Here is a 17450-nt window from a genome sequence, read left to right on the forward strand (position 1 = left end):
CCGCCTCCGCTGCCTACTCATCGCCGGCGGCCTCGACACGTGACCCCCACCTCAAGTCCGAAGAGCCGAATTGTCACCCGCCTCGCCGGGGAAATCTGTGGTGATGTGGTGAGTTCAGACATGAACGGACCCGGGACGGTGGGTCGTCCCGGGTCCGCGACGGTCTGCGGAGGACCTGGATCAGGCCACGGCGCGCTTCAGGGCGGCGGCCGGGGTGAGTCGGACGGCAGTGCGCTCGGGGATGGTGATCGGCTCCCCGGTGCGCGGGTTGCGTCCGCTGCGCTCCTTGCGTCGGGTGGGCTCGGCCACCAGCAGGCCGGCGAGCTGGACCCGCTCGCCACGACCCAGGGCCTGGCCCACCAGCTCGGCGGTGCTACCCAGCACCTCGTTGACGGTCTCGATGGGCAGGTCGGTGGCGGTGGCGACGGCGGCCACCAGTTCGGAGTGGTTCATGGGCTTGCCTCTCAGATCGTGAAGGTCTCGGGGTCGACCAGGCCGCGGTGCACGGCCCGGACCAGGTTGCGGGGCACGCGGTACTGGTGCCCCTGGTGGGTGATGGTGGCCAGGTCGGGCGCGGTGGTCTTCCACTGGGCGCGGCGGTGGCGGGTGTTGGAGCGCGACATGCGTCGCTTGGGGACGGCCACGGCTCACCAGCTCGACTTCGTGATGCCGGGCAGCTCGCCGGCATGGGCCATCTGGCGGAAGCGCACCCGGCTCACGCCGGCCTTGCGCAGGTAGCCGCGCGGGCGGCCGTCGACGGCATCGCGGTTGCGCAGCCGCACCGGCGAGGAGTCGCGGGGCAGGCGGGCCAGGGCGGCCATCGCGGCCTCGCGCTCCTGGTCGCTGCCGCTGCGGATGGTGCGCTTCAGCTCGGCACGGCGCTCGGCGAAGCGCGCCACCAGTTCTCGGCGCTGGCGGTCCTTGGCGATCTTGGACTTCTTGGCCATCAGCGGGCCTCCTTGAACTCGACGTGGGCCCGAGCGATCGGGTCGAACTTGCGCAGCACCAGCCGCTCGGGATCGTTGCGCCGGTTCTTGCGGGTCACGTAGGTGTAGCCGGTCCCGGCGGTGCTGCGCAGCTTCACCAGCGGGCGCAGCTCGGACTTCTTGGCCATCGGACTTCCTTCCTGCTCAGAGCTTCTCGCCGCGAGCCTGCAGCTCGGCGACGACGGCGTCGATGCCACGGGCCTCGATCACCCGCATCCCCTTGGTGCTGATCCGCAGCCGGACGGTGCGCCCCAGGCTGGGGACCCAGTACCGGCGGGTCTGCAGGTTCGGGTCGAAGCGGCGCCGGGTGCGCCGGTGGGAGTGCGAGACGTTGTTCCCGAAGCGGGGAACCCGCCCGGTCACCTGGCATCGTGCTGACAATCGGCACCTCCTGGGGTGGTGGCTGCCACCTTGACAGCCGAAGACAAAATGATAATCATTCTCAAGTCAAGGTCAAGTTCACGACGAGGAGTTGCCGCACCCGATGAAGAAGCAGATCCATCCCAGCTACACGCCCGTGGTCTTCCGGGACCGTTCCGCCGGCACCAGCTTCCTGACCCGCTCCACGCTCGCGGTGGGGCCCGAGTCGCCGCGCATCGAGTGGACCGACGGGCAGAGCTATCCGGTGGTGGACGTGCAGATCTCCAGCGCCAGCCATCCCTTCTGGACCGGCCGCTCGCGCACCATCGACACCGAGGGCCGCGTCGAGAAGTTCAACCGCCGCTACGGGAAGAAGCAGTGATGCTGGACGTGGTGCTGCTGGCCAGTGTGGACCCCACCGTGCGCGACGTGGCCTCGTTGGGCCTGGCCTGCGACATGGCCGAGGGCGTCGAGGTGCGCCACGACCTGGTGCAGACCGACCAGGGGCAGGTGGTGCGCTGCACCGTGGCCGACCTGGGCGGCGTGGTGCACCGCGAGGACGTCGAGCTGGACCACGGCTGCCTGAGCTGCACCGTGCGCGAGGGCCTGGTGCCCACCCTGCGCTGGATCGCCGCCCAGCAGCGCTGGCGCCAGGTCCTGGTCACGCTGCCCACCACCGGCGCCCCGGATGCGGTGGCCCACCAGGTGCAGCAGGCGCTGGACGACGGCGAGCTGGACGCTCTGCGACTGGCCCACGTGCTGACCGTGGTGGACCAGGCCCGTCTGGTGCACGACCTGCTGGGGGATGACCTGCTGGCCGAGCGCGGGCTGGAGTTGAGTGAGCAGGACGTGCGCGCGGTGGGGGAGGCGCTGGCCAACCAGCTGGACTACTGCGACACCGTGCTAACCCTCGACGACGCCGACCCCGTGGCCCTGGCCCTGCTGGAGCACGCGCTGGTGCCCGGCGTGGACCTGGTGCAGGGCATCGGTTCGCTGGACGTGGCAGCCGTCTTCGCCTCGCGCCACCAGGTGGAGCGCAACCAGCAGCGCATGGCACCCACCCGGCGTCGGGCGCGGACCCGGCAGGAGCGGCACGGGGTGTGGACCGTCGAGCTGCACAGCCCCCGCGCCTTCCATCCCGGCCGGCTGCTGGAGCAGATCGAGCTGCTGGGCATCGGGGAGGTGCGCGCGCGAGGCTGCTTCCACCTGCCCAGTCGCCCGGGCGTGGTCTGCATCTGGGACGGCTCGGGAGGCCAGCTCAGCATCGGCGAGGCCGGGCTGTGGCAGGAGCGCACCCCCTTCACCCGGCTGGTGGTGAGCGGCATCGACGAGCAGGTGCGCGACCGGATCGCCCGCGCCTTCCACGACGTCCTGCTCACCGAGCACGAGCAGCGGGTGTCCTCCCGCTGGGCCGGGCGCCCCGACGGGCTGGAGCCCTGGCTGGGCGAGGTGGAGCTGCCCTGGGCGGGCTGACGGCCCGCCCTCGGCTCAGCTGAAGTCGAGCCCGGCCACCTCGCCGATCACCGTCACGGCGGGAGGCCGGATACCCTGGGCCCGGGCGACGATGTCGGCCACGGTGCCCCGCACGGTGCGCATCTCGGGATGACCGGCGCGGGCCACGACGGCGGCCGGGGTGCCCGCGTCCAGCCCGGCGGCCAGCAGCGCGTCGATGATCTGCGGCAGGTGGGTGACGCCCATCAGGACCACCAGCGTGGTCCCCGTGGTGGCCAGCGCCGACCAGTCCAGGTCCGAGCGCGGGTCCCCGGGGGCCACATGGCCGCTGACCACGGTGAAGCCCTGCACCAGGCCACGATGGGTGACCGGGATGCCGGCCAGGGCGGGGGCGGCGACGCTGCTGGTCACCCCGGGCACCAGGCGCACCGCGACGCCGGCCTCGGTGCAGTGCTGCCACTCCTCGCCACCGCGGCCGAAGACGAAGTTGTCGCCGCCCTTGAGGCGCACCACCCGTCGTCCCCGGCGGGCGTGCTCCACCAGCAGCTCGTTGATCCGCTCCTGGGCCACGAACTCGCCGTGCGGGTGCTTGCCCACCCCGATCACCTCGCAGTCGGGGCGGCAGTGCTCCAGGCTCTCCTGCGGCGCCAGGTGGTCCACCAGCACCACGTCGGCCTGCTGCAGCGCCACCATCCCGGCCACGGTCAGCAGCCCGGGGTCGCCGGGGCCACCGCCCACCAGGGTGACGGTGCCGGGCACCAGCGGGGCCAGGGTGGACGAGCTCATCGTGGTCATGTCCTTCGTTCTTCGGGGGATGGCGGCGTGCGGGTCGCCGGGGCCCCTGGATTCTCCCAGCGGCGAGCTCACCCCTGCTGCCCGCTTCCAGCCGCTGGGACGGTGATCGCGGCGGCGATCCGGTCGCGCAGGGCGCGGGTGGCCAGCGGGTCGCCGGTTCCCAGCACGCCGACCGTGAAGCCGTCGACGGCCAGCCGCGTGGGGGTGCGGGCGCTGCCGGCCGCGGCCCGGTCGCAGCGCACGCAGAAGGTCTGCTGCCGCTCGGCCGCCTCGCCCACCAGGGCATTGGCCCGGGCCGAATCAGTGGCCGCCATCACGTACCAGGCGCCCACCACGTCCTCGGAGCGCACCTCGCGCGGCAACCAGGCCAGCCGCCCGGTGGCCGCCAGCTCCCTGACCAGCTCGCTGGCCTGCGGGGCCACCACCGTGACCACCGCCCCGGCCTCCAGCAGGGCCGGGAGACGTCGGGTGGCGACGCGCCCGGCACCGGCCACCAGCACCGCCCGACCGCGCAGGTCAAGCCCGCTGAGGTAGAAGCTCGCGTCGTCCGGCATGCCTCCCAGCATGTCAGGCCCTGCTGGTCCCCGGCCCGCCGAGGTGGTTTGCTGGGCAGCCATGGACGTCCTCGTGCTCGCCGGAACCCGTCAGGCGAAGAAGCTCGCCGAGCGGTTGGTCGCCGAGGGGGTGAGGGTGACCAGCATGCTCTTCGGCACCGTGGCGCCCCGCAACGAGCCGCCCGGCACCGTGCTGCGCGGGGGCTTCGGGGGCGTCGACGGCCTGGTGGAGCATCTCGCCCGCCACCCGGTGGATGCCGTGCTGGACGCGACGCACCCGTTCGCGCAGAGCCTCACGGTGCAGGCGGTGCGCGCCTGCCGGATGGCCAGTACGCCCTACCTGCGCTACAGCCGCACCAGCTGGGCTGAGCGGCCCGACTCCTCGCTGTGGCAGTGGGTGGACGACCACGACCAGGCCTGCCGTGCCGCGGGGCGCCACGGGGCACCGGCACTGCTGACCGTGGGGGCGCAGCCGCTGTGGCACTACCACCTGCTGCCCACCCCGGTGGTGGCCCGGCTGCGCGAGGAGCCCCGCTCGCCGCTGCCGGCCGACTGGCGGGTGGTTCGCGACCCGGGGCCCTTCGAGCTGGCCGGCGAACTGCGCCTGATGCAGGACGTCCAGGTGCTGGTCTGCCGCGACTCGGGCGGGACGGCCAGCTCGCCGAAACTGGACGCCGCCGCCCGGCTGGGCATCCCGGTGGTGATGGTGCGGCGTCCGTCGCTGCCCGGGCCCGAGGTCTTCCACCGCGACGAGGTGGTGGCCTGGCTGGCCTCCGGTGGCCCCGGGTTCACCTTTGGCCAGAGCTTGTCACCGGGTGGCTAAACCGTTTGATCGCAGCCTAGGGCAAGGCACATAGTTGGCTCCATGCGCAGGATCACCATCAAGGACATCGCCAGGGAAGCCGGGGTGTCGCCCGGCGCGGTGTCCTTCGCGCTGAACGACCGCCCCGGGGTCTCGGAGGAGACCCGGCAGCGGATCAAGCGGGTGGCCGCGGAGCTGGGGTGGACCCGCAGCGCCGCCGCCGCAGCGCTCTCCGGCCGCCGCGCCGGAGCCCTGGGCCTGGTGCTGCAGCGGGCCGGGGGCGACGACTACTCCGAGGCCTTCGTGATGCGCTTCATGGCCGGCGTGCAGGAGGTGCTGCGTCCGCTGCGCCAGTCGCTGGTGCTGCAGATCGTCCACGACGACGAGGAGGAGCACGACACCTATCGCACCTGGTGGGGCGAGCAGCGCGTGGACGGGGCGCTGCTGCTGCGCCCGCGCGAGGGCGATGGGCGCCCCGAGCTGCTGGCCGAGCTGGGCATGCCGGGCCTGGTGGTGGGTGCGCCGATCGGCGACGGTCTGGGCGCGGTCTGCGCCGACGAGCCCGCCACCACTCGGACCCTCACCGAGCACCTGCTGGGCCTGGGGCACCGATCCATCGCCTACGTGACCGGGCCCGAGCAGCGCTACTACGTCGGCTGGCGCGCCGACACCTTCCGTCAGGTCTGCGGCGAGCAGGGCGCAGCCGCCCGCGTGGTCCACCTGCCCAGCGCCGACGAGATGTCCGGCCGCCAGGCCACCCAACGCCTGGTGCGCAGCCCGGACGCCCCCAGCGCCGTGATCTTCGACAACGAGCTGCTGGCCATGGGTGGGGTGGCCGCCTGCCACGACTCCGGCCTGCGGGTGGGCCGGGACGTGGCGATGGCCAGCTTCGAAGACTCCCCGGCCTGCCGGATGCAGCGGCCCGCCATCACCGCGCTGCGGCGCCGCTCCGAGGAGCTGGGCGCCATGGCCGCGCAGTCGCTGCTGGCCCAGGTGTCCGGTGCTGCGCCCGAGCTGCGCATCGGTCCGCTGCCCGAGCTCGCCGTGCGCGCCTCCTCGGGCCCACGGCGCGATCTCTCGCAGCCCGGCCCCAACCCGGTCCCGCGGGACCGCGCCATGCCCACCGGCGAGCTGCTGGCCACCGCCCACGACCTCAAGGTCGGCTGAGCGCCACCGCCAGCCAGAAGCTCAGGCCGTCATTCTGCAGGGCGGAGGCGTCCACGCTGATCCAGCCCTCGCCCATCGGGCGGCGGGCGGCGCCCATCACGGCCGGACGGACGCCTGGCCGGGCGAGCAGCTCCGCGGCCCGGACAGGGTCGATCCGGACGAGCAGGTCGCCGCCGCTGCGGGCCGCGACCAGCATCTGCTCATCGACCATGAACGAGATGCCGCCCATCATGCGCACCTCCCGGGGCTCGTGCTCCCGCAGCGCCGCGCGCACCCGGTCCACCAGGTCGTGCTGGTCAGTCATGGCTTCTCCTCGTCCTCGGCAGGCGCTCACACCACCTCCAGCTGCACCAGGTCGACGGGGCGGTCCAGCGCCAGGCGCAGCTGCGCCGTGGCCACCTCGTCGAGCTCGACGGCCACCGACTGCTGCGGCCAGCGCACCACCAGTCGGCGCCTGGCCACCTCCCGCCAGTCGCCGTCGACCAGCACCTGGACGCGCAGCCCCACCTCGCCCGGCTGCTGGACGGTGAAGACCAGGAGCCGCGGTCTCCAGGGGCGCTCCCAGCGGGCCAGCAGCGGCCCTTCGACGCGGTAGGCACGCAGCGCGCGATCGTCCACCAGGTCGGGCACGGCCGGTTCCCAGACCGCAGCCCCGGCGCGGTCGGCGCGCCAGCTGGGCCAGTCGCGGCCCGGGCCGTCGGTGGTCAGGCTCCACGGTGCCCGCTCGCGGCCCCAGTCGGTGGGCTGCTCGGACAACTCGAAGGCCAGCTCCACCTCGCCCTGCAGCTCCTTCAGTGTGATCACCGGGTGCGGCCAGTCCTCACCATTGCGCCGCAGCGCCGCGACGAAGGGCCCCGAGCCGCTCGTGGTCACGCGCAGCGTGCCGCGCTCGCCGTGCCAGACCATCGGTGCCAGTGGGGCGCCGAGCACGTACTGGCCGCTGCCGGGGCTGAGCGGGTACAGCCCCATGGCCGCGAAGAGCCACCAGGCGCTCATCTCGCCGTTGTCCTCGTCGCCCGGATAGCCCTGCCCGATCTCGGCACCGACGAAGCCGCGGTCCAGCAGTTCGCGCACCACCTGCTGCGCGCGGTCGGGTCGCCCGGCATGCAGGTACATCCAGGCGATGTGGTGGGCGGGCTGGTTGGACAGCGCCAGGTGGCCCATCCGCAGCGCCCGCGCCTCGGCGATCTCGTGCATCCCGGCCGGGTAGTGGCCCGGATGGCGGCCGGTCTCCGGCGTCGCCAGCAGCCGGTCCAGGTGCGCCGCCAGGCCCTCGGGCCCACCGTGCAGCCGGGCCAGCGTGGCGCCGTCGTGGGTCATCGAGACGCTGCCGGTCCAGGCCGAGCTCTCGGTGTGGTCGCCACCCCAGTCCAGCGGGTCGAAGTCCTCACGGCTCCAGGCGCCGTCACGGGTGCGGCCGCGCAGCATCCGGCTGTCCGGATCGAAGAGCAGTCCCAGGCCGAGGGCCCGGTTGGTGAGCCAGCGGGCGTTCGCCAGCAGCTCCTCGCGACGTCCCTGCAGGCCCAGCTCGTCGGCGCGTCCGGCCAGGTCCGCGGACCAGGTGGCCAGCGCCGCGTCGCAGACCGCGTTCTCGATGCTCCAGCCCACCGCCTCGTCCACCTCGCTGGGAACCCATCCCAGGTGGCGCGCCAGCTGGAGTCCCTTGCGACCCATGTGCGGGTCCGGCGAGGGGCAGGAGGCATTGCGCAGCGCGGAGTCATAGGCCGCCGGCTCGTCGAAGGCCAGGCCGTGGCGGGCGGCATCGGCGAAGATCACGTCACTGGAGGTGCCCACCATGCAGTTGTTGTGCCCGGGCGCGCTCCAGCGGCCCATCCAGCCGCTCTCCCGCCAGGCCGCCAGCAGCCCGTCGACCAGGTCGCCGGCCAGCCCCGGGGTGAACAGAGCCAGGTGCGGCCAGGCGGTGCGGTAGGTGTCCCAGTAGCCGTTGTTGACGAAGATCCGTCCCTCGACGACGGGGCTGGTGGTGCGCCACAGCGCTCCCGGCCGCCAGGGGCGGGGCAGCGGGGCCCGGGAGAAGGGGGAGGCGTGCACCCAGCGCGGCTGCTCCGCGGTGCCGGTGTTCTCGTGCATCGAGCTGGGCCAGCAGTGCACCCGGTACAGGCAGGTCAGTGCGGTGGAGCGCAGGGCGGGATCGTCGGGCAGCTCGAGGCGTTCCAGCAGCTCTGACCAGGCCCGGTGAGCCCGGGTGGCCAGCTCGTCGAAGCCGACGCCCTGCACCTCCAGCGTGAGGTTGTGCCAGGCCTGGTCCACCGACCCGAAGCTGGTGGCCACCTCGAGCTCCAGCTGCTCGCCGTCGGCCTGCTCCAGCACCAGCGTTCGCAGGCCGCGGGTACGCAGGATGCGGACCGGTTGGCGGCTGCGACCGGCGAAGAAGCCCACCGGGGCGCGGAACTGGTTGCCGCCGGCCGGGTCGGACTCCAGGCGCCCCCAGAACTCGACGCGGCCGTCGGCCAGCCGGCGCGAGCGCAGCAGGCCGGCGCGCGGGATGTCCACCATGGCTCCGCGACGACCCGCGGCCGTGGGCCAGGAGAAGCGGAACAGACCGCCGTGGTCGGCGGGCACCATCTCGGCCACCGACTCGTCGGCCAGCCGCACCCGGTAGTGGTGCGGCCGGTCGTACTCGTCGTCGTGGCTGAAGCCGATGCCGCGACGCGACGGGTGGGTGACGGGCTCGCCCTGCCAGCCCATCAGCTGCAGCTGGTGGCGGTCCTTGATCCACGGGCTGGGCTGGTGGCTGAAGGCCAGCGCCTGCAGCTCGGGCGTGGCCGAGCGCTCACCGTGCCAGCGATAGGTCCACATCCGGGTGCGGGCGTCGGTGACGGGTGTGAGCATGGTGAAGCCGTGCGGCAGGCACGTGGCGGGGAAGGTGTTGCCGCGGCTGAAGCCGCGCCCCGAGTGGCTGCCGCGCGTGGTGCGGACCGCCTCGACGGGGTCGTCCACCGGCTCGGGTGCCGGACGGCTGCCCAGCACCTGCAGCCAGAGCCGACCGAGGCCGGTGGGACAGTCGAGGGCCAGCTCCACCCGACCGGTCAGCGCGTCGAGCGGGCAGTCGAGCACATTCCACTGCTGCACCACCAGGCAGGAGACCGGGCCCGGGCCGGTGTGGCCGTGCTGGTCGACCAGGGCCATGGGCCCGTCGGCGGTCAACGCCAGCGGCCAGGCGCCGGTGGCGGCGAAGCCGTCGTGCCCGTCCAGGTCCGGATGGATGGCCAGCCGCACCACGTGGCCGGCTCTGGCCTCGACGTGGATCCCCAGCGGCAGCACGCCCGGGCGCCCCAGGTCCACCCGGAAGACCTCGGGGCCGTCGGTCAGCCCGCTGCGCGGCGCCGAGCTGGGCGGCGCGGGCGGCCCGTCGTCGCGGACCAGTCGGGCGGGGGCGTGGAAGCTGGGCACGGCACCATTCGAGCACACCGGGCCGCACCCGGGACACGAAACGGCCGCCGCCCGGTGGGGCGGCGGCCGTCAGGCTCGTCGATCAGATCGCGCGGATCAGATGGCGAAGTAGAGGTCGAACTCGTAGGGGTGCGGGCGCTGGCGGATCTCGTCGATCTCGGCGCGCTTCAGCTCGATCCAGGTCTCGATCAGGTCCGGGGTGAAGACATCGCCCTGGAGCAGGAAGTCCTGGTCGGCCTCGAGTGCGTCCAGCGCCTCGTCGAGCGTGGCGGGAACCTGCTGCACCTGGGCGTGCTCCTCCGGGGGCAGCTCGTAGAGGTCCTTGTCGATCGGCTCCGGCGGCTCGATCCGGTTCTGGATGCCGTCGATGCCGGCCAGCAGCAGGGCCGCGAAGGCCAGGTAGGGGTTGCTGGACGGGTCGGGGCAGCGGAACTCGACGCGCTTGGCCTTGGGGTTGGCGCCGGTCAGCGGGATGCGCATGCAGGCGGAACGGTTGCGGGCCGAGTAGACCAGGTTGACCGGGGCCTCGAAGCCGGGCACCAGGCGGTGGTAGGAGTTCACCGAGGGGTTGGTGAAGGCCAGCAGCGCCGGGGCGTGCTTCAGGATGCCGCCGATGTACCAACGGGCCAGATCGGACAGGTTGCCGTAGCCGTTCTCGTCGAAGAAGAGCGGCTTGCCCTCGTTCCACAGCGAGCTGTGCACGTGCATGCCGGAGCCGTTGTCGCCGAAGATCGGCTTGGGCATGAAGGTGGCGGTCTTGCCGTTCACCCAGGCGGTGTTCTTGACCAGGTACTTGAACAGCATCACCTTGTCGGCGCTGGCCAGCATGGTGTCGAAGCGCCAGTTGATCTCGGCCTGGCCGGCAGTGCCCACCTCGTGGTGCGCGCGCTCGGTCTGCATGCCCAGCTTCTCCATGTGGGCGACGATCTCGTCGCGCAGGTCGCCGAAGTGGTCGACGGGGGAGACCGGGAAGTAGCCGCCCTTCATCTTCACCTTGTAGCCGCGGTTGCCGCCGTCCTCGACGCGGCCGGTGTTCCAGGCGCCGGCCTCGGAGTCGATCTCGTAGAAGGAGCCGTTGGCCTTGGTCTCGAAGCGCACGTCGTCGAAGACGTAGAACTCGGCCTCGGGGGCGAAGAAGGCGGTGTCACCGATGCCGGTGGACTGCAGGTAGGCCTCGGCCTTCTTGGCGATGTTGCGCGGATCGCGGCTGTAGGGTTCCTTCGTGATCGGGTCGTGGACGAAGAAGTTGACCACCAGGGTCTTGGAGGCGCGGAAGGGGTCCACGAAGGCGGTGGTGGGATCGGGCATCAGCGCCATGTCCGACTCGTGGATCTTCTGGAAGCCGGTGATCGACGAACCGTCGAAGGCCAGGCCGTCCTCGAAGACCTCGGGGCCGAAGGCGGCAGCAGGCACGGTGAAGTGCTGCATCACGCCGGGCAGGTCGCAGAAGCGGACGTCGACGTTCTCGATGCCCTCGTCCTTGATGAACGCGAGGAGGTCCTCGGCGCCTTGGAACATGTTTCCTCCAGGTGGTCCTTGATCGTTGTCCCGACGCTATCGGGTCCAAATTGCCCAGGCGTTCCGGCGGTGTAACAGGCGTGTTACGTGCTCGCCATGCGGGAGGCCGCTTCCGCCCGGCGAGACAGCGGGGCCGCGATAGGCTGCCTGCCATGAGTCAGGCCGATGTCGTCGAGGAGCAGTACCCCGGACAGCGGCTCGGGCTGCCGCGCGAGGGGCGGGGCTCGCTGGCCACCTGGAGCCAGCGGCTCGCCGCCCTGGTCATCGACTGGGCCGGCTGCACCATCATCGCCCGGCTGCTCTTCGGCGACGGCGTCACCTTCGGTTTCGACTGGCGTCGCTGGACCCCGATGGCGCTCTACTTCGTGCAGAAGGCGCTGCTCACCCTGCTGGTGGCCGGCTCCTTCGGACAGCTGGTCTGCCGGATCGCCGTGGTGCGCCTCGACGGCCGTCCCGTCGGGCTGCTGCGCAGCCTGGCCCGGGCCGCCATGAAGGTGCTGGTGGTGCCCGCCGTCGTGGTGGGCGGAGACCGTCGCGCCCTGGACGACCTGGCGCTGGGCACCGTCGTCGTGAGGAGGCACTGATGTTCGTCACCATCGTCGCGCGGGGTGTGCCGAGCCCGCGCACCCCGCTGTGGGGGATCTTCGAACTGGACCAGGCCCGCGCCCTGCAGGCCGCCGGCCACCGGGTGGCCATCCTGGCGCTCGACGTGCGTTCGCTGCGCCGGGTGCGCGGCTTCGGGGTGCTGCACCAGGTGATCGACGGGATCGACGTGCACACCATCCGTATCCCGCTGGGACAGGTGCCGGATGCGGTGGACCAGGCCGTCCTGGACCGAGCCTTCGACGCCGGCTTCAGCCGGATCCTGTCCTTGCACGGCGCCCCCGACGTGGTGCACGCCCACTTCACGAAGTACGCGCTGGCGGCGGCCCGCAGTCGCCACCGGCGCACCTTCCGGCTGGTGGTCACCGAGCACAACTCGAAGTTCTCTCCCCAGGGGATCCCGCTGCGCCTGCGACGCAAGGCCGCCGAGGCCTACCGCAAGGCCGACGCGGTGGTGGCGGTCTCCGAGGCGCTGGCCGAGGTGCTCACCGGCGCCTTCGACCTGCCGGTGCAGGTGCTGCCCAACATCGTCGACGTGTCCACCTTCGCCGCCCAGCCGCGCCGTGAGCACGACTCGATCCGGCTGGTCAGCGTGGGCAACCTGCTGCCCCGCAAGCGGATGGCGCTGCTGGTGGACGGCTTCGCCCTGGCCTTCGCCGAGCGCCCGGAGGTGGAGCTGGTGCTGATGGGCGAGGGCCCGGAGCGCTCCCAGATCGAGGCCCGGGTGACCGAGGCCGGCCTGGGCGACCGGGTGAAGCTGCTGGGCTTCCGCTCCCGGGCGCAGATCGCGCAGGAGTTCGCGGCCAGCGACGGCTTCGTGCTGCTCAGCACCTGGGAGACCTTCGGCGTGGTCTTCATCGAGGCGATGGCGGCCGGGCTGCCGGTGCTCAGCTCGCGCTGCGGCGGTCCGGAGGGCTTCCTCACCGAGGACCGGGGCATGTTCGCCGAGACCGGCTCCGCGGAGGAGTTGGCCGCCTCCTTGCAGACCTTCGTGCGTCACTTCCGGGACTGGGACCGCGACCACATCGTCGCCCGGGCGCAGCAGGACTTCTCGCCCTCGACGGTGGCGGCCCAGCTGACCGAGGTCTACGCCCGGGTCTGCAGCCACTGACGACGACGCCCACGACCCGGACGGGTCGTGGGCGTCGCGCGGCGCGACTGCCAGGGGCAACCGGTCAGGCCTTCACCTCGAAGCTGATCGTCTCGGTGAAGCTGCGGCCGTGCACGTCGGTCGCAGTGACCCGGGCGGTGTGGCGGCCGGGGGCCAGGTCGGTGGGCAGGCTGCTGCGCCACAGGTGCATGCTGCGGTCGGCCACCGAGCCGCCGTGCACCAGCTGCTGCTGCGCGGCGGTCGGGTCGGAGTAGGCGGCGCCGACGTACTGGCCCTCGCCCTCCATCTTCTGGGTGCGGTCGGCGGTGCGGGCGCGGCCGCCGTCGAAGGAGACCTTCACCGTGGAACCGGTGGAGCCCATGAAGAAGTTGGTGGTGAGCCAGGTCGAGGCCAGGTCGGCCTGCTTGACCACCAGCGGGTCGGCCAGCGCCTCGGCATTGCCGGGCTTCGGCTTGCCCGCGGCGGGCATGCTGCGCACGAACCAGTCGCGGTAGGCGGGGGTGTTGAGCCCGAGGGTCATCTGCTTGTCCTCGTCCTCGCCGCGCACGGTGAAGCGCTCGGTCACCGACGTGCCCTTGACGTCCAGGGTGACCACGCCGGGCAGGCCGCCGTCGCGCTGGACCGCCACCGGGTAGCCCTTGTCGGTCATCTGCCCGGAGAACCAGTCGCCCGAGATGGCACCCGAGGTGAGGTGGGTGAACGGCAGGCCGGTGACGCCGAAGAGCTTCTCCCAGCCCTGCATCGCATCGCCCTTGCGCATGTTCTCGATGCTGTGGGTGTGGCCGGAGACGTGGATCGCCTTGCGGCCCTTGAGCAGCTTGTAGACCTGGGCCACCTCGTCGATCTGGTGCTGCTGGCTGCCCTCGTCGGCGAAGGTCAGCAGCGGGATGTGCCCGGCGATCACCACGAGCCGGTCCTTGGGGGTGCGGGCCAGGTCATTGGCCAGCCACTCCATCTGCTCGGCGCCCAGCATGCCGTTGTAGGACCTGCCCACCACCGGGTAGTCGACGGTGTCGAGCGAGATCACGTGCACCTTGCCGGCGTCGTAGGAGTGGTAGGTGGGCCCGAACTGGTTGCGGAAGGAATCGAAGCGGTGCTCGCGCTGCTTCGCGTCGAAGTCCAGGTCGTGGTTGCCGGGCAGGAAGCGGGCCGGACCGTTCAGCATCGAGGTCAGCTCGCGGGTGCGGGGGTAGAGGCTGGGGTCGTCACCGACGATGTCGCCGATGAACAGGGCGCCGCAGCCGGCGTAGTCGGTGCGCCGGGAGAGGTCCTTGAAGGCACCGTTGGCGGCATAGGTGACCTCCTTGTCCTTGTAGGTCTGGATGTCACCGCCGATCAGGCAGTGCTGGTCCGTGGTGTGGGTCAGCTTGCTGGCGCTGAGCGGGAAGTTGACCGCCTTCGGGGTCTCGCCGGTGGGCTTGATGCCGCCGTACTTCAGCGCGGGCGAGCCGGCGGGCAGGTGGTTGTAGTAGAACTGGGCGACGTTGTCGGCGTCCACCGGCACCTGGTAGCCGCGCGGCTGGGTGATGAAGACGGTGGTGTTCCCGTCGACGGCCAGCGAGTAGCGGCCCTGGCGGTCGGTGACCACGACGTCACGACCGTTGGAGACCCGCACGCCGGCCAGGCCCTTCTCGTTGCGGTCCTGGCGGGAGTCACGGTCGGCGTCGACGAAGACGGTGCCGGTGAGCTTCTTCGGATCTGCGGCGCGACCCTTGACCACCTGGACCTTGCCCACATAGGTGGCGCCGTCCTTGGCGGCCGGGGCTGCCTGGGCGGCGGGTGCGAGCAGGGTGGCGCCCAGGGCGAGGGCGGACAGGCCGGTCAGGCCGATGCTGAGGTTGCGGGAGCGGGAGTGGTTCATGACGACTTCCTTCCGGGGTGGGGCCGCCGTCTGGCGGCGCAGCCCACGCTAGGCAGCCGACGTGACCTCCCGGTGTCGCCCAGCGCAACCCTTCGGCTCGCAATCTGAACTCTGCAAGCACATCCGGCGAAAGCCTCGACACCGGCCGGGCCGGTGCGCGAGGATCAGCCCTCGGCGGTCTCGGCCGCCTCCAGCCAGGCCAGCTCCAGCTCGTCGGACTCGTCGGTGGCCAGCTGCAGCTCGGCCTGCAGCTCCGCCAGCCGGGTGTAGTCGCTGGCCGCCTCGGCCATCTGCTGGTGCAGTCGGTCCATCCGGGCGCGCAGTTTGGTGAGCTGGCCGTCGATCCGGCTCATCTCCTTCTTCGCCGCCCGCTGCTCGGCCGCCGACACCTTCGGTCCCGAGGCCGCGGCGGGGGAGTCGGGCTGCTCCGCGGCGGCCGGTGCCGCGGCCCGCGAGCTGCGCCGGTGCTCCAGGTACTGGTCCACGCCGCCGGGCAGCAGGACGCAGCGGCCGTCGCCCATCAGCGCATAGGTGTGGTCGGTGACGCGCTCCAGGAAGTAGCGGTCGTGGCTGACGATGATCATCGTGCCCGGCCAGGTGTCGAGGTAGTCCTCGATCACGGTCAGGGTGTCGATGTCCAGGTCATTGGTGGGCTCGTCGAGGAGCAGCACATTGGGCTCCTCCATCAGGATCCGCAGGAAGCTCAGCCGTCGGCGTTCGCCACCGGACAGCTCGCTGATCCGGGTCACCAGCTTGTCGCCGGTGAAGCCGAACTCCTGCAGCAGGTTGGAGGCGCTGGCGTCCTTGCCGGTGGCCAGCTTCGTCTCCGCCTTGATCCGGTTCACGCTCTCCAGCACCGTCTCGCGGTCGTCCAGTTCCCCGACGTGCTGGCTCAGGTGGCCCAGCCGCAGCGTCTTGCCCTGCTTGATCCGCCCGGAGGTGGGCTCGATCTGGTGCGCCAGCAGGTTCAGCAGGGTGGTCTTGCCGGCGCCGTTGACGCCCAGCAGGCCGATCCGGTCGCCCGGGCCGATGGACCAGGTGAGCTGGTTGAGCAGGGTGCGCTCGCCGAAGCGCAGCGTCACCTTCTCCAGGTCGAAGACGTCCTTGCCCAGCCGGGTGACGCTGAACTGCTCCAGGGCCAGCCGGTCGCGCGGTGGCGGGACGTCTGCGATCAGGCTGTTGGCCGCCTCGATGCGGAACCTGGGCTTGGAGGTGCGGGCCGGGGCGCCGCGACGCAGCCAGGCCAGCTCCTTGCGCACCAGGTTCTGGCGTCGTGCCTCGTTGGCCGCGGCCTGGCGGGCGCGCTCGGCGCGGGCCAGCACATAGGCCGCGTAGCCGCCGTCATAGGCGTCCACGACGCCGTCGTGCACCTCCCAGACCCGGTTGCAGATGGCGTCCAGGAACCAGCGGTCGTGGCTCACCACGAGCATGGCGATGGAGCGCTGCTGCAGGGTGTTGAGGTGGTCGGCCAGCCAGGCCACCGCCTCCACGTCGAGGTGGTTGGTGGGCTCGTCGAGCACCAGCAGGTCGTGCTGGCCGAACATCAGGCTCACCAGGCCGGCCCGGCGGCGCTCGCCGCCCGAGAGGCGGGAGAGCTCGGCATCCAGGTCGATGTCGGCCAGCAGGTGCTCCACCACGGCCCGGCGGTAGGCGTCGCGGGCCCAGACGTGGTCGGGTTCCCCGGCGACGATCAGGTCGCGCACCGTCTCGCCGGAGCGGACCTGCTCGGCCTGGGTGAGCACACCGATCGAGACCGAGCCGGTGCGGGTGACACGGCCTTGGTCCGGTTCCAGGGCGCCGGTGAGCACCTTGAGCAGGGTGGACTTGCCGTCGCCGTTGCGGCCGACGACGCCGATCACGTCGCCCTTGCCCAGGCCCAGCGAGACCTGGTCCAGGATGGTGCGGGTGCCGAAGGTCTTGCTGACCTGCTCGGCGTTGACGAGGTTGGTGGCTGCCACGGATCAGCGGCCGCGCATGGCGCGTCGCGAGCCCTGCTGGGGCAGCGGGCCCTTGGGCAGCGGGACGCGGGAGCGCACGGCGTCCATGGCGCGCAGGCGTTTGGTGACGTCGTCCACCTGCACCTTGGTGAGCGTCTTGGGCATCTTCTTGATGTGATCGGCCAGCTTGGCCAGCGGCACCTGGCCCTGGCCGTCGCCCATCTGCACGGTCTGTACCTTGACGCCGTAGGCGGTCTGCTCGTGGCGCTTCACCTCGGTGGCCAGCAGCTGCTTGAGGCGCTTGGGATCACCTTCGCCCACCAGGATCAGGCCGCCGGGGCCCACCACGCGGTGCACCACGTCCATGCTGCGGGTGGCGGTGATGGCCGGGGTGGAGTGCCAGTCCTTGCCCAGCATGTTGAGCGCGATCTCGGCGGAGCCGGGCTGGCCCTCGTAGCGGGTGTAGACCGACTTCTTGACCCGACGGGTGAACAGGAACAGGGCCAGCGACAGGCCGGCCATGATGCCCAGCGGGATCCACAGCCAGACCGGCTCGAAGACGAACAGTCCGAGCAGCAGGCAGACCAGGAAGGGCACCAGGAAGCCGGCGGCCAGCACCCACGGCAGCTGCGGGTCCGCCTCCTGGGTGAGGCGGTAGCTCTCGCGCAGCTGGCGCATCTGGCTCCAGTCCCGCGGGTCGCTGGAGTTCTTCTTGCGCTCCTTCTCAGCCTTGATCTGGGCCTTCTGCTGGGCCCGCAGTTCCTTGGCCTTCTCGCTCGCCATCGTCACTCCGCACTAGGTCTGGTGGTGGATCTGGTGCTGCCGGGCAGCGCCACCGAGCCATGCTATCCGCCCGCGGCGCCCGGACACGAACGGGCCCGCACCCCCGA

19 protein-coding genes are annotated in these 17450 nt (G+C 71.8%); 6 read left to right on the forward strand and 13 right to left on the reverse strand.

What is annotated here, in order from left to right:
* Positions 1 to 180: 180 nt before the first annotated feature.
* From ABD073_RS00005 to rpmB, 5 genes are read right to left on the reverse strand one after another with little or no spacing between them, the layout of a single operon-like run.
* The gene (locus ABD073_RS00005; protein ID WP_343871641.1) at positions 181 to 453 is read right to left on the reverse strand and encodes an HU family DNA-binding protein; all 273 of its coding nucleotides are present in this window, start codon (positions 451 to 453) and stop codon (positions 181 to 183) included.
* Positions 454 to 464: 11 nt separating this feature from the next.
* Complete coding sequence (rpmF, locus tag ABD073_RS00010) at positions 465 to 644, reverse strand: 50S ribosomal protein L32 (RefSeq protein ID WP_343871642.1); 180 nt, start codon at positions 642 to 644, stop codon at positions 465 to 467.
* Between the two features lie 3 nt (positions 645 to 647).
* The gene (gene rpsN, locus ABD073_RS00015; RefSeq protein ID WP_343871643.1) at positions 648 to 947 is read right to left on the reverse strand and encodes a 30S ribosomal protein S14; all 300 of its coding nucleotides are present in this window, start codon (positions 945 to 947) and stop codon (positions 648 to 650) included.
* On the reverse strand, positions 947 to 1114 hold the full coding sequence (gene rpmG / locus ABD073_RS00020; protein WP_343871644.1) for a 50S ribosomal protein L33: 168 nt from the start codon (positions 1112 to 1114) through the stop codon (positions 947 to 949). Before rpmG ends, rpsN begins: the two co-directional genes overlap by 1 nt.
* A 16-nt stretch (positions 1115 to 1130) precedes the next feature.
* Positions 1131 to 1367: a 50S ribosomal protein L28 gene (rpmB, locus tag ABD073_RS00025; protein WP_343871645.1), complete on the reverse strand. Its 237-nt coding sequence runs from the start codon at positions 1365 to 1367 to the stop codon at positions 1131 to 1133.
* A 103-nt stretch (positions 1368 to 1470) separates the two neighbouring features.
* On the opposite strand from rpmB, the gene ABD073_RS00030 reads away from it, so the two are divergent.
* Both ABD073_RS00030 and ABD073_RS00035 read left to right on the forward strand, forming a co-directional pair.
* On the forward strand, positions 1471 to 1728 hold the full coding sequence (locus tag ABD073_RS00030) for a type B 50S ribosomal protein L31 (protein ID WP_343871646.1): 258 nt from the start codon (positions 1471 to 1473) through the stop codon (positions 1726 to 1728).
* Complete coding sequence (locus ABD073_RS00035) at positions 1728 to 2819, forward strand: CobW family GTP-binding protein (protein WP_343871647.1); 1092 nt, start codon at positions 1728 to 1730, stop codon at positions 2817 to 2819. Before ABD073_RS00030 ends, ABD073_RS00035 begins: the two co-directional genes overlap by 1 nt.
* A gap of 15 nt (positions 2820 to 2834) precedes the next feature.
* Here the strand turns inward: ABD073_RS00035 and cobA are convergent, their stop codons facing one another.
* Together cobA and ABD073_RS00045 are read right to left on the reverse strand one after the other, a co-directional pair.
* A complete protein-coding gene (gene cobA, locus ABD073_RS00040) occupies positions 2835 to 3584 on the reverse strand; it encodes a uroporphyrinogen-III C-methyltransferase (RefSeq protein ID WP_343871771.1) in 750 nt (249 codons plus the stop codon).
* 77 nt (positions 3585 to 3661) lie between these two features.
* On the reverse strand, positions 3662 to 4147 hold the full coding sequence (locus ABD073_RS00045; RefSeq protein WP_343871648.1) for a precorrin-2 dehydrogenase/sirohydrochlorin ferrochelatase family protein: 486 nt from the start codon (positions 4145 to 4147) through the stop codon (positions 3662 to 3664).
* 61 nt (positions 4148 to 4208) lie between these two features.
* Here ABD073_RS00045 and ABD073_RS00050 point away from each other — a divergent pair, with 61 nt between their 5' ends.
* Both ABD073_RS00050 and ABD073_RS00055 read left to right on the forward strand, forming a co-directional pair.
* Positions 4209 to 4970: a precorrin-6A/cobalt-precorrin-6A reductase gene (locus ABD073_RS00050; protein WP_343871649.1), complete on the forward strand. Its 762-nt coding sequence runs from the start codon at positions 4209 to 4211 to the stop codon at positions 4968 to 4970.
* A 42-nt stretch (positions 4971 to 5012) separates the two neighbouring features.
* The gene (locus ABD073_RS00055) at positions 5013 to 6116 is read left to right on the forward strand and encodes a LacI family DNA-binding transcriptional regulator (RefSeq protein WP_343871650.1); all 1104 of its coding nucleotides are present in this window, start codon (positions 5013 to 5015) and stop codon (positions 6114 to 6116) included.
* On the opposite strand, the gene ABD073_RS00060 is transcribed toward ABD073_RS00055, so the two are convergent.
* The 3 genes from ABD073_RS00060 to glnA all read right to left on the reverse strand — a co-directional run bounded on the left by ABD073_RS00060 (position 6103) and on the right by glnA (position 11048).
* On the reverse strand, positions 6103 to 6420 hold the full coding sequence (locus ABD073_RS00060; protein ID WP_343871651.1) for a TfoX/Sxy family protein: 318 nt from the start codon (positions 6418 to 6420) through the stop codon (positions 6103 to 6105). The genes ABD073_RS00055 and ABD073_RS00060 overlap by 14 nt on opposite strands.
* A 26-nt stretch (positions 6421 to 6446) precedes the next feature.
* The gene (locus ABD073_RS00065; RefSeq protein ID WP_343871652.1) at positions 6447 to 9530 is read right to left on the reverse strand and encodes a GH92 family glycosyl hydrolase; all 3084 of its coding nucleotides are present in this window, start codon (positions 9528 to 9530) and stop codon (positions 6447 to 6449) included.
* Between the two features lie 96 nt (positions 9531 to 9626).
* A complete protein-coding gene (glnA, locus tag ABD073_RS00070) occupies positions 9627 to 11048 on the reverse strand; it encodes a type I glutamate--ammonia ligase (RefSeq protein WP_343871653.1) in 1422 nt (473 codons plus the stop codon).
* A gap of 152 nt (positions 11049 to 11200) precedes the next feature.
* On the opposite strand from glnA, the gene ABD073_RS00075 reads away from it, so the two are divergent.
* Together ABD073_RS00075 and ABD073_RS00080 are read left to right on the forward strand one after the other, a co-directional pair.
* A complete protein-coding gene (locus ABD073_RS00075; protein ID WP_343871654.1) occupies positions 11201 to 11632 on the forward strand; it encodes an RDD family protein in 432 nt (143 codons plus the stop codon).
* Positions 11632 to 12762, forward strand: a complete 1131-nt coding sequence (locus tag ABD073_RS00080) for a glycosyltransferase (protein ID WP_343871655.1) — start codon at positions 11632 to 11634, stop codon at positions 12760 to 12762. The genes ABD073_RS00075 and ABD073_RS00080 overlap by 1 nt, the downstream gene beginning before the upstream one ends.
* Before the next feature lie 64 nt (positions 12763 to 12826).
* On the opposite strand, the gene ABD073_RS00085 is transcribed toward ABD073_RS00080, so the two are convergent.
* The 3 genes from ABD073_RS00085 to ABD073_RS00095 all read right to left on the reverse strand — a co-directional run bounded on the left by ABD073_RS00085 (position 12827) and on the right by ABD073_RS00095 (position 17343).
* Positions 12827 to 14623: a calcineurin-like phosphoesterase C-terminal domain-containing protein gene (locus tag ABD073_RS00085; protein ID WP_343871657.1), complete on the reverse strand. Its 1797-nt coding sequence runs from the start codon at positions 14621 to 14623 to the stop codon at positions 12827 to 12829.
* 164 nt (positions 14624 to 14787) lie between these two features.
* Positions 14788 to 16581, reverse strand: coding sequence for an ABC-F family ATP-binding cassette domain-containing protein (locus tag ABD073_RS00090; protein ID WP_343871658.1), 1794 nt, complete (start codon positions 16579 to 16581; stop codon positions 14788 to 14790).
* Between the two features lie 3 nt (positions 16582 to 16584).
* On the reverse strand, positions 16585 to 17343 hold the full coding sequence (locus ABD073_RS00095) for a DUF4191 domain-containing protein (RefSeq protein ID WP_343871659.1): 759 nt from the start codon (positions 17341 to 17343) through the stop codon (positions 16585 to 16587).
* Positions 17344 to 17450 lie beyond the last annotated feature (107 nt).

It is taken from the genome of Luteococcus peritonei (assembly GCF_039526385.1).
In the GTDB taxonomy this organism is placed as follows: Bacteria; Actinomycetota; Actinomycetes; order Propionibacteriales; family Propionibacteriaceae; genus Luteococcus; species Luteococcus peritonei.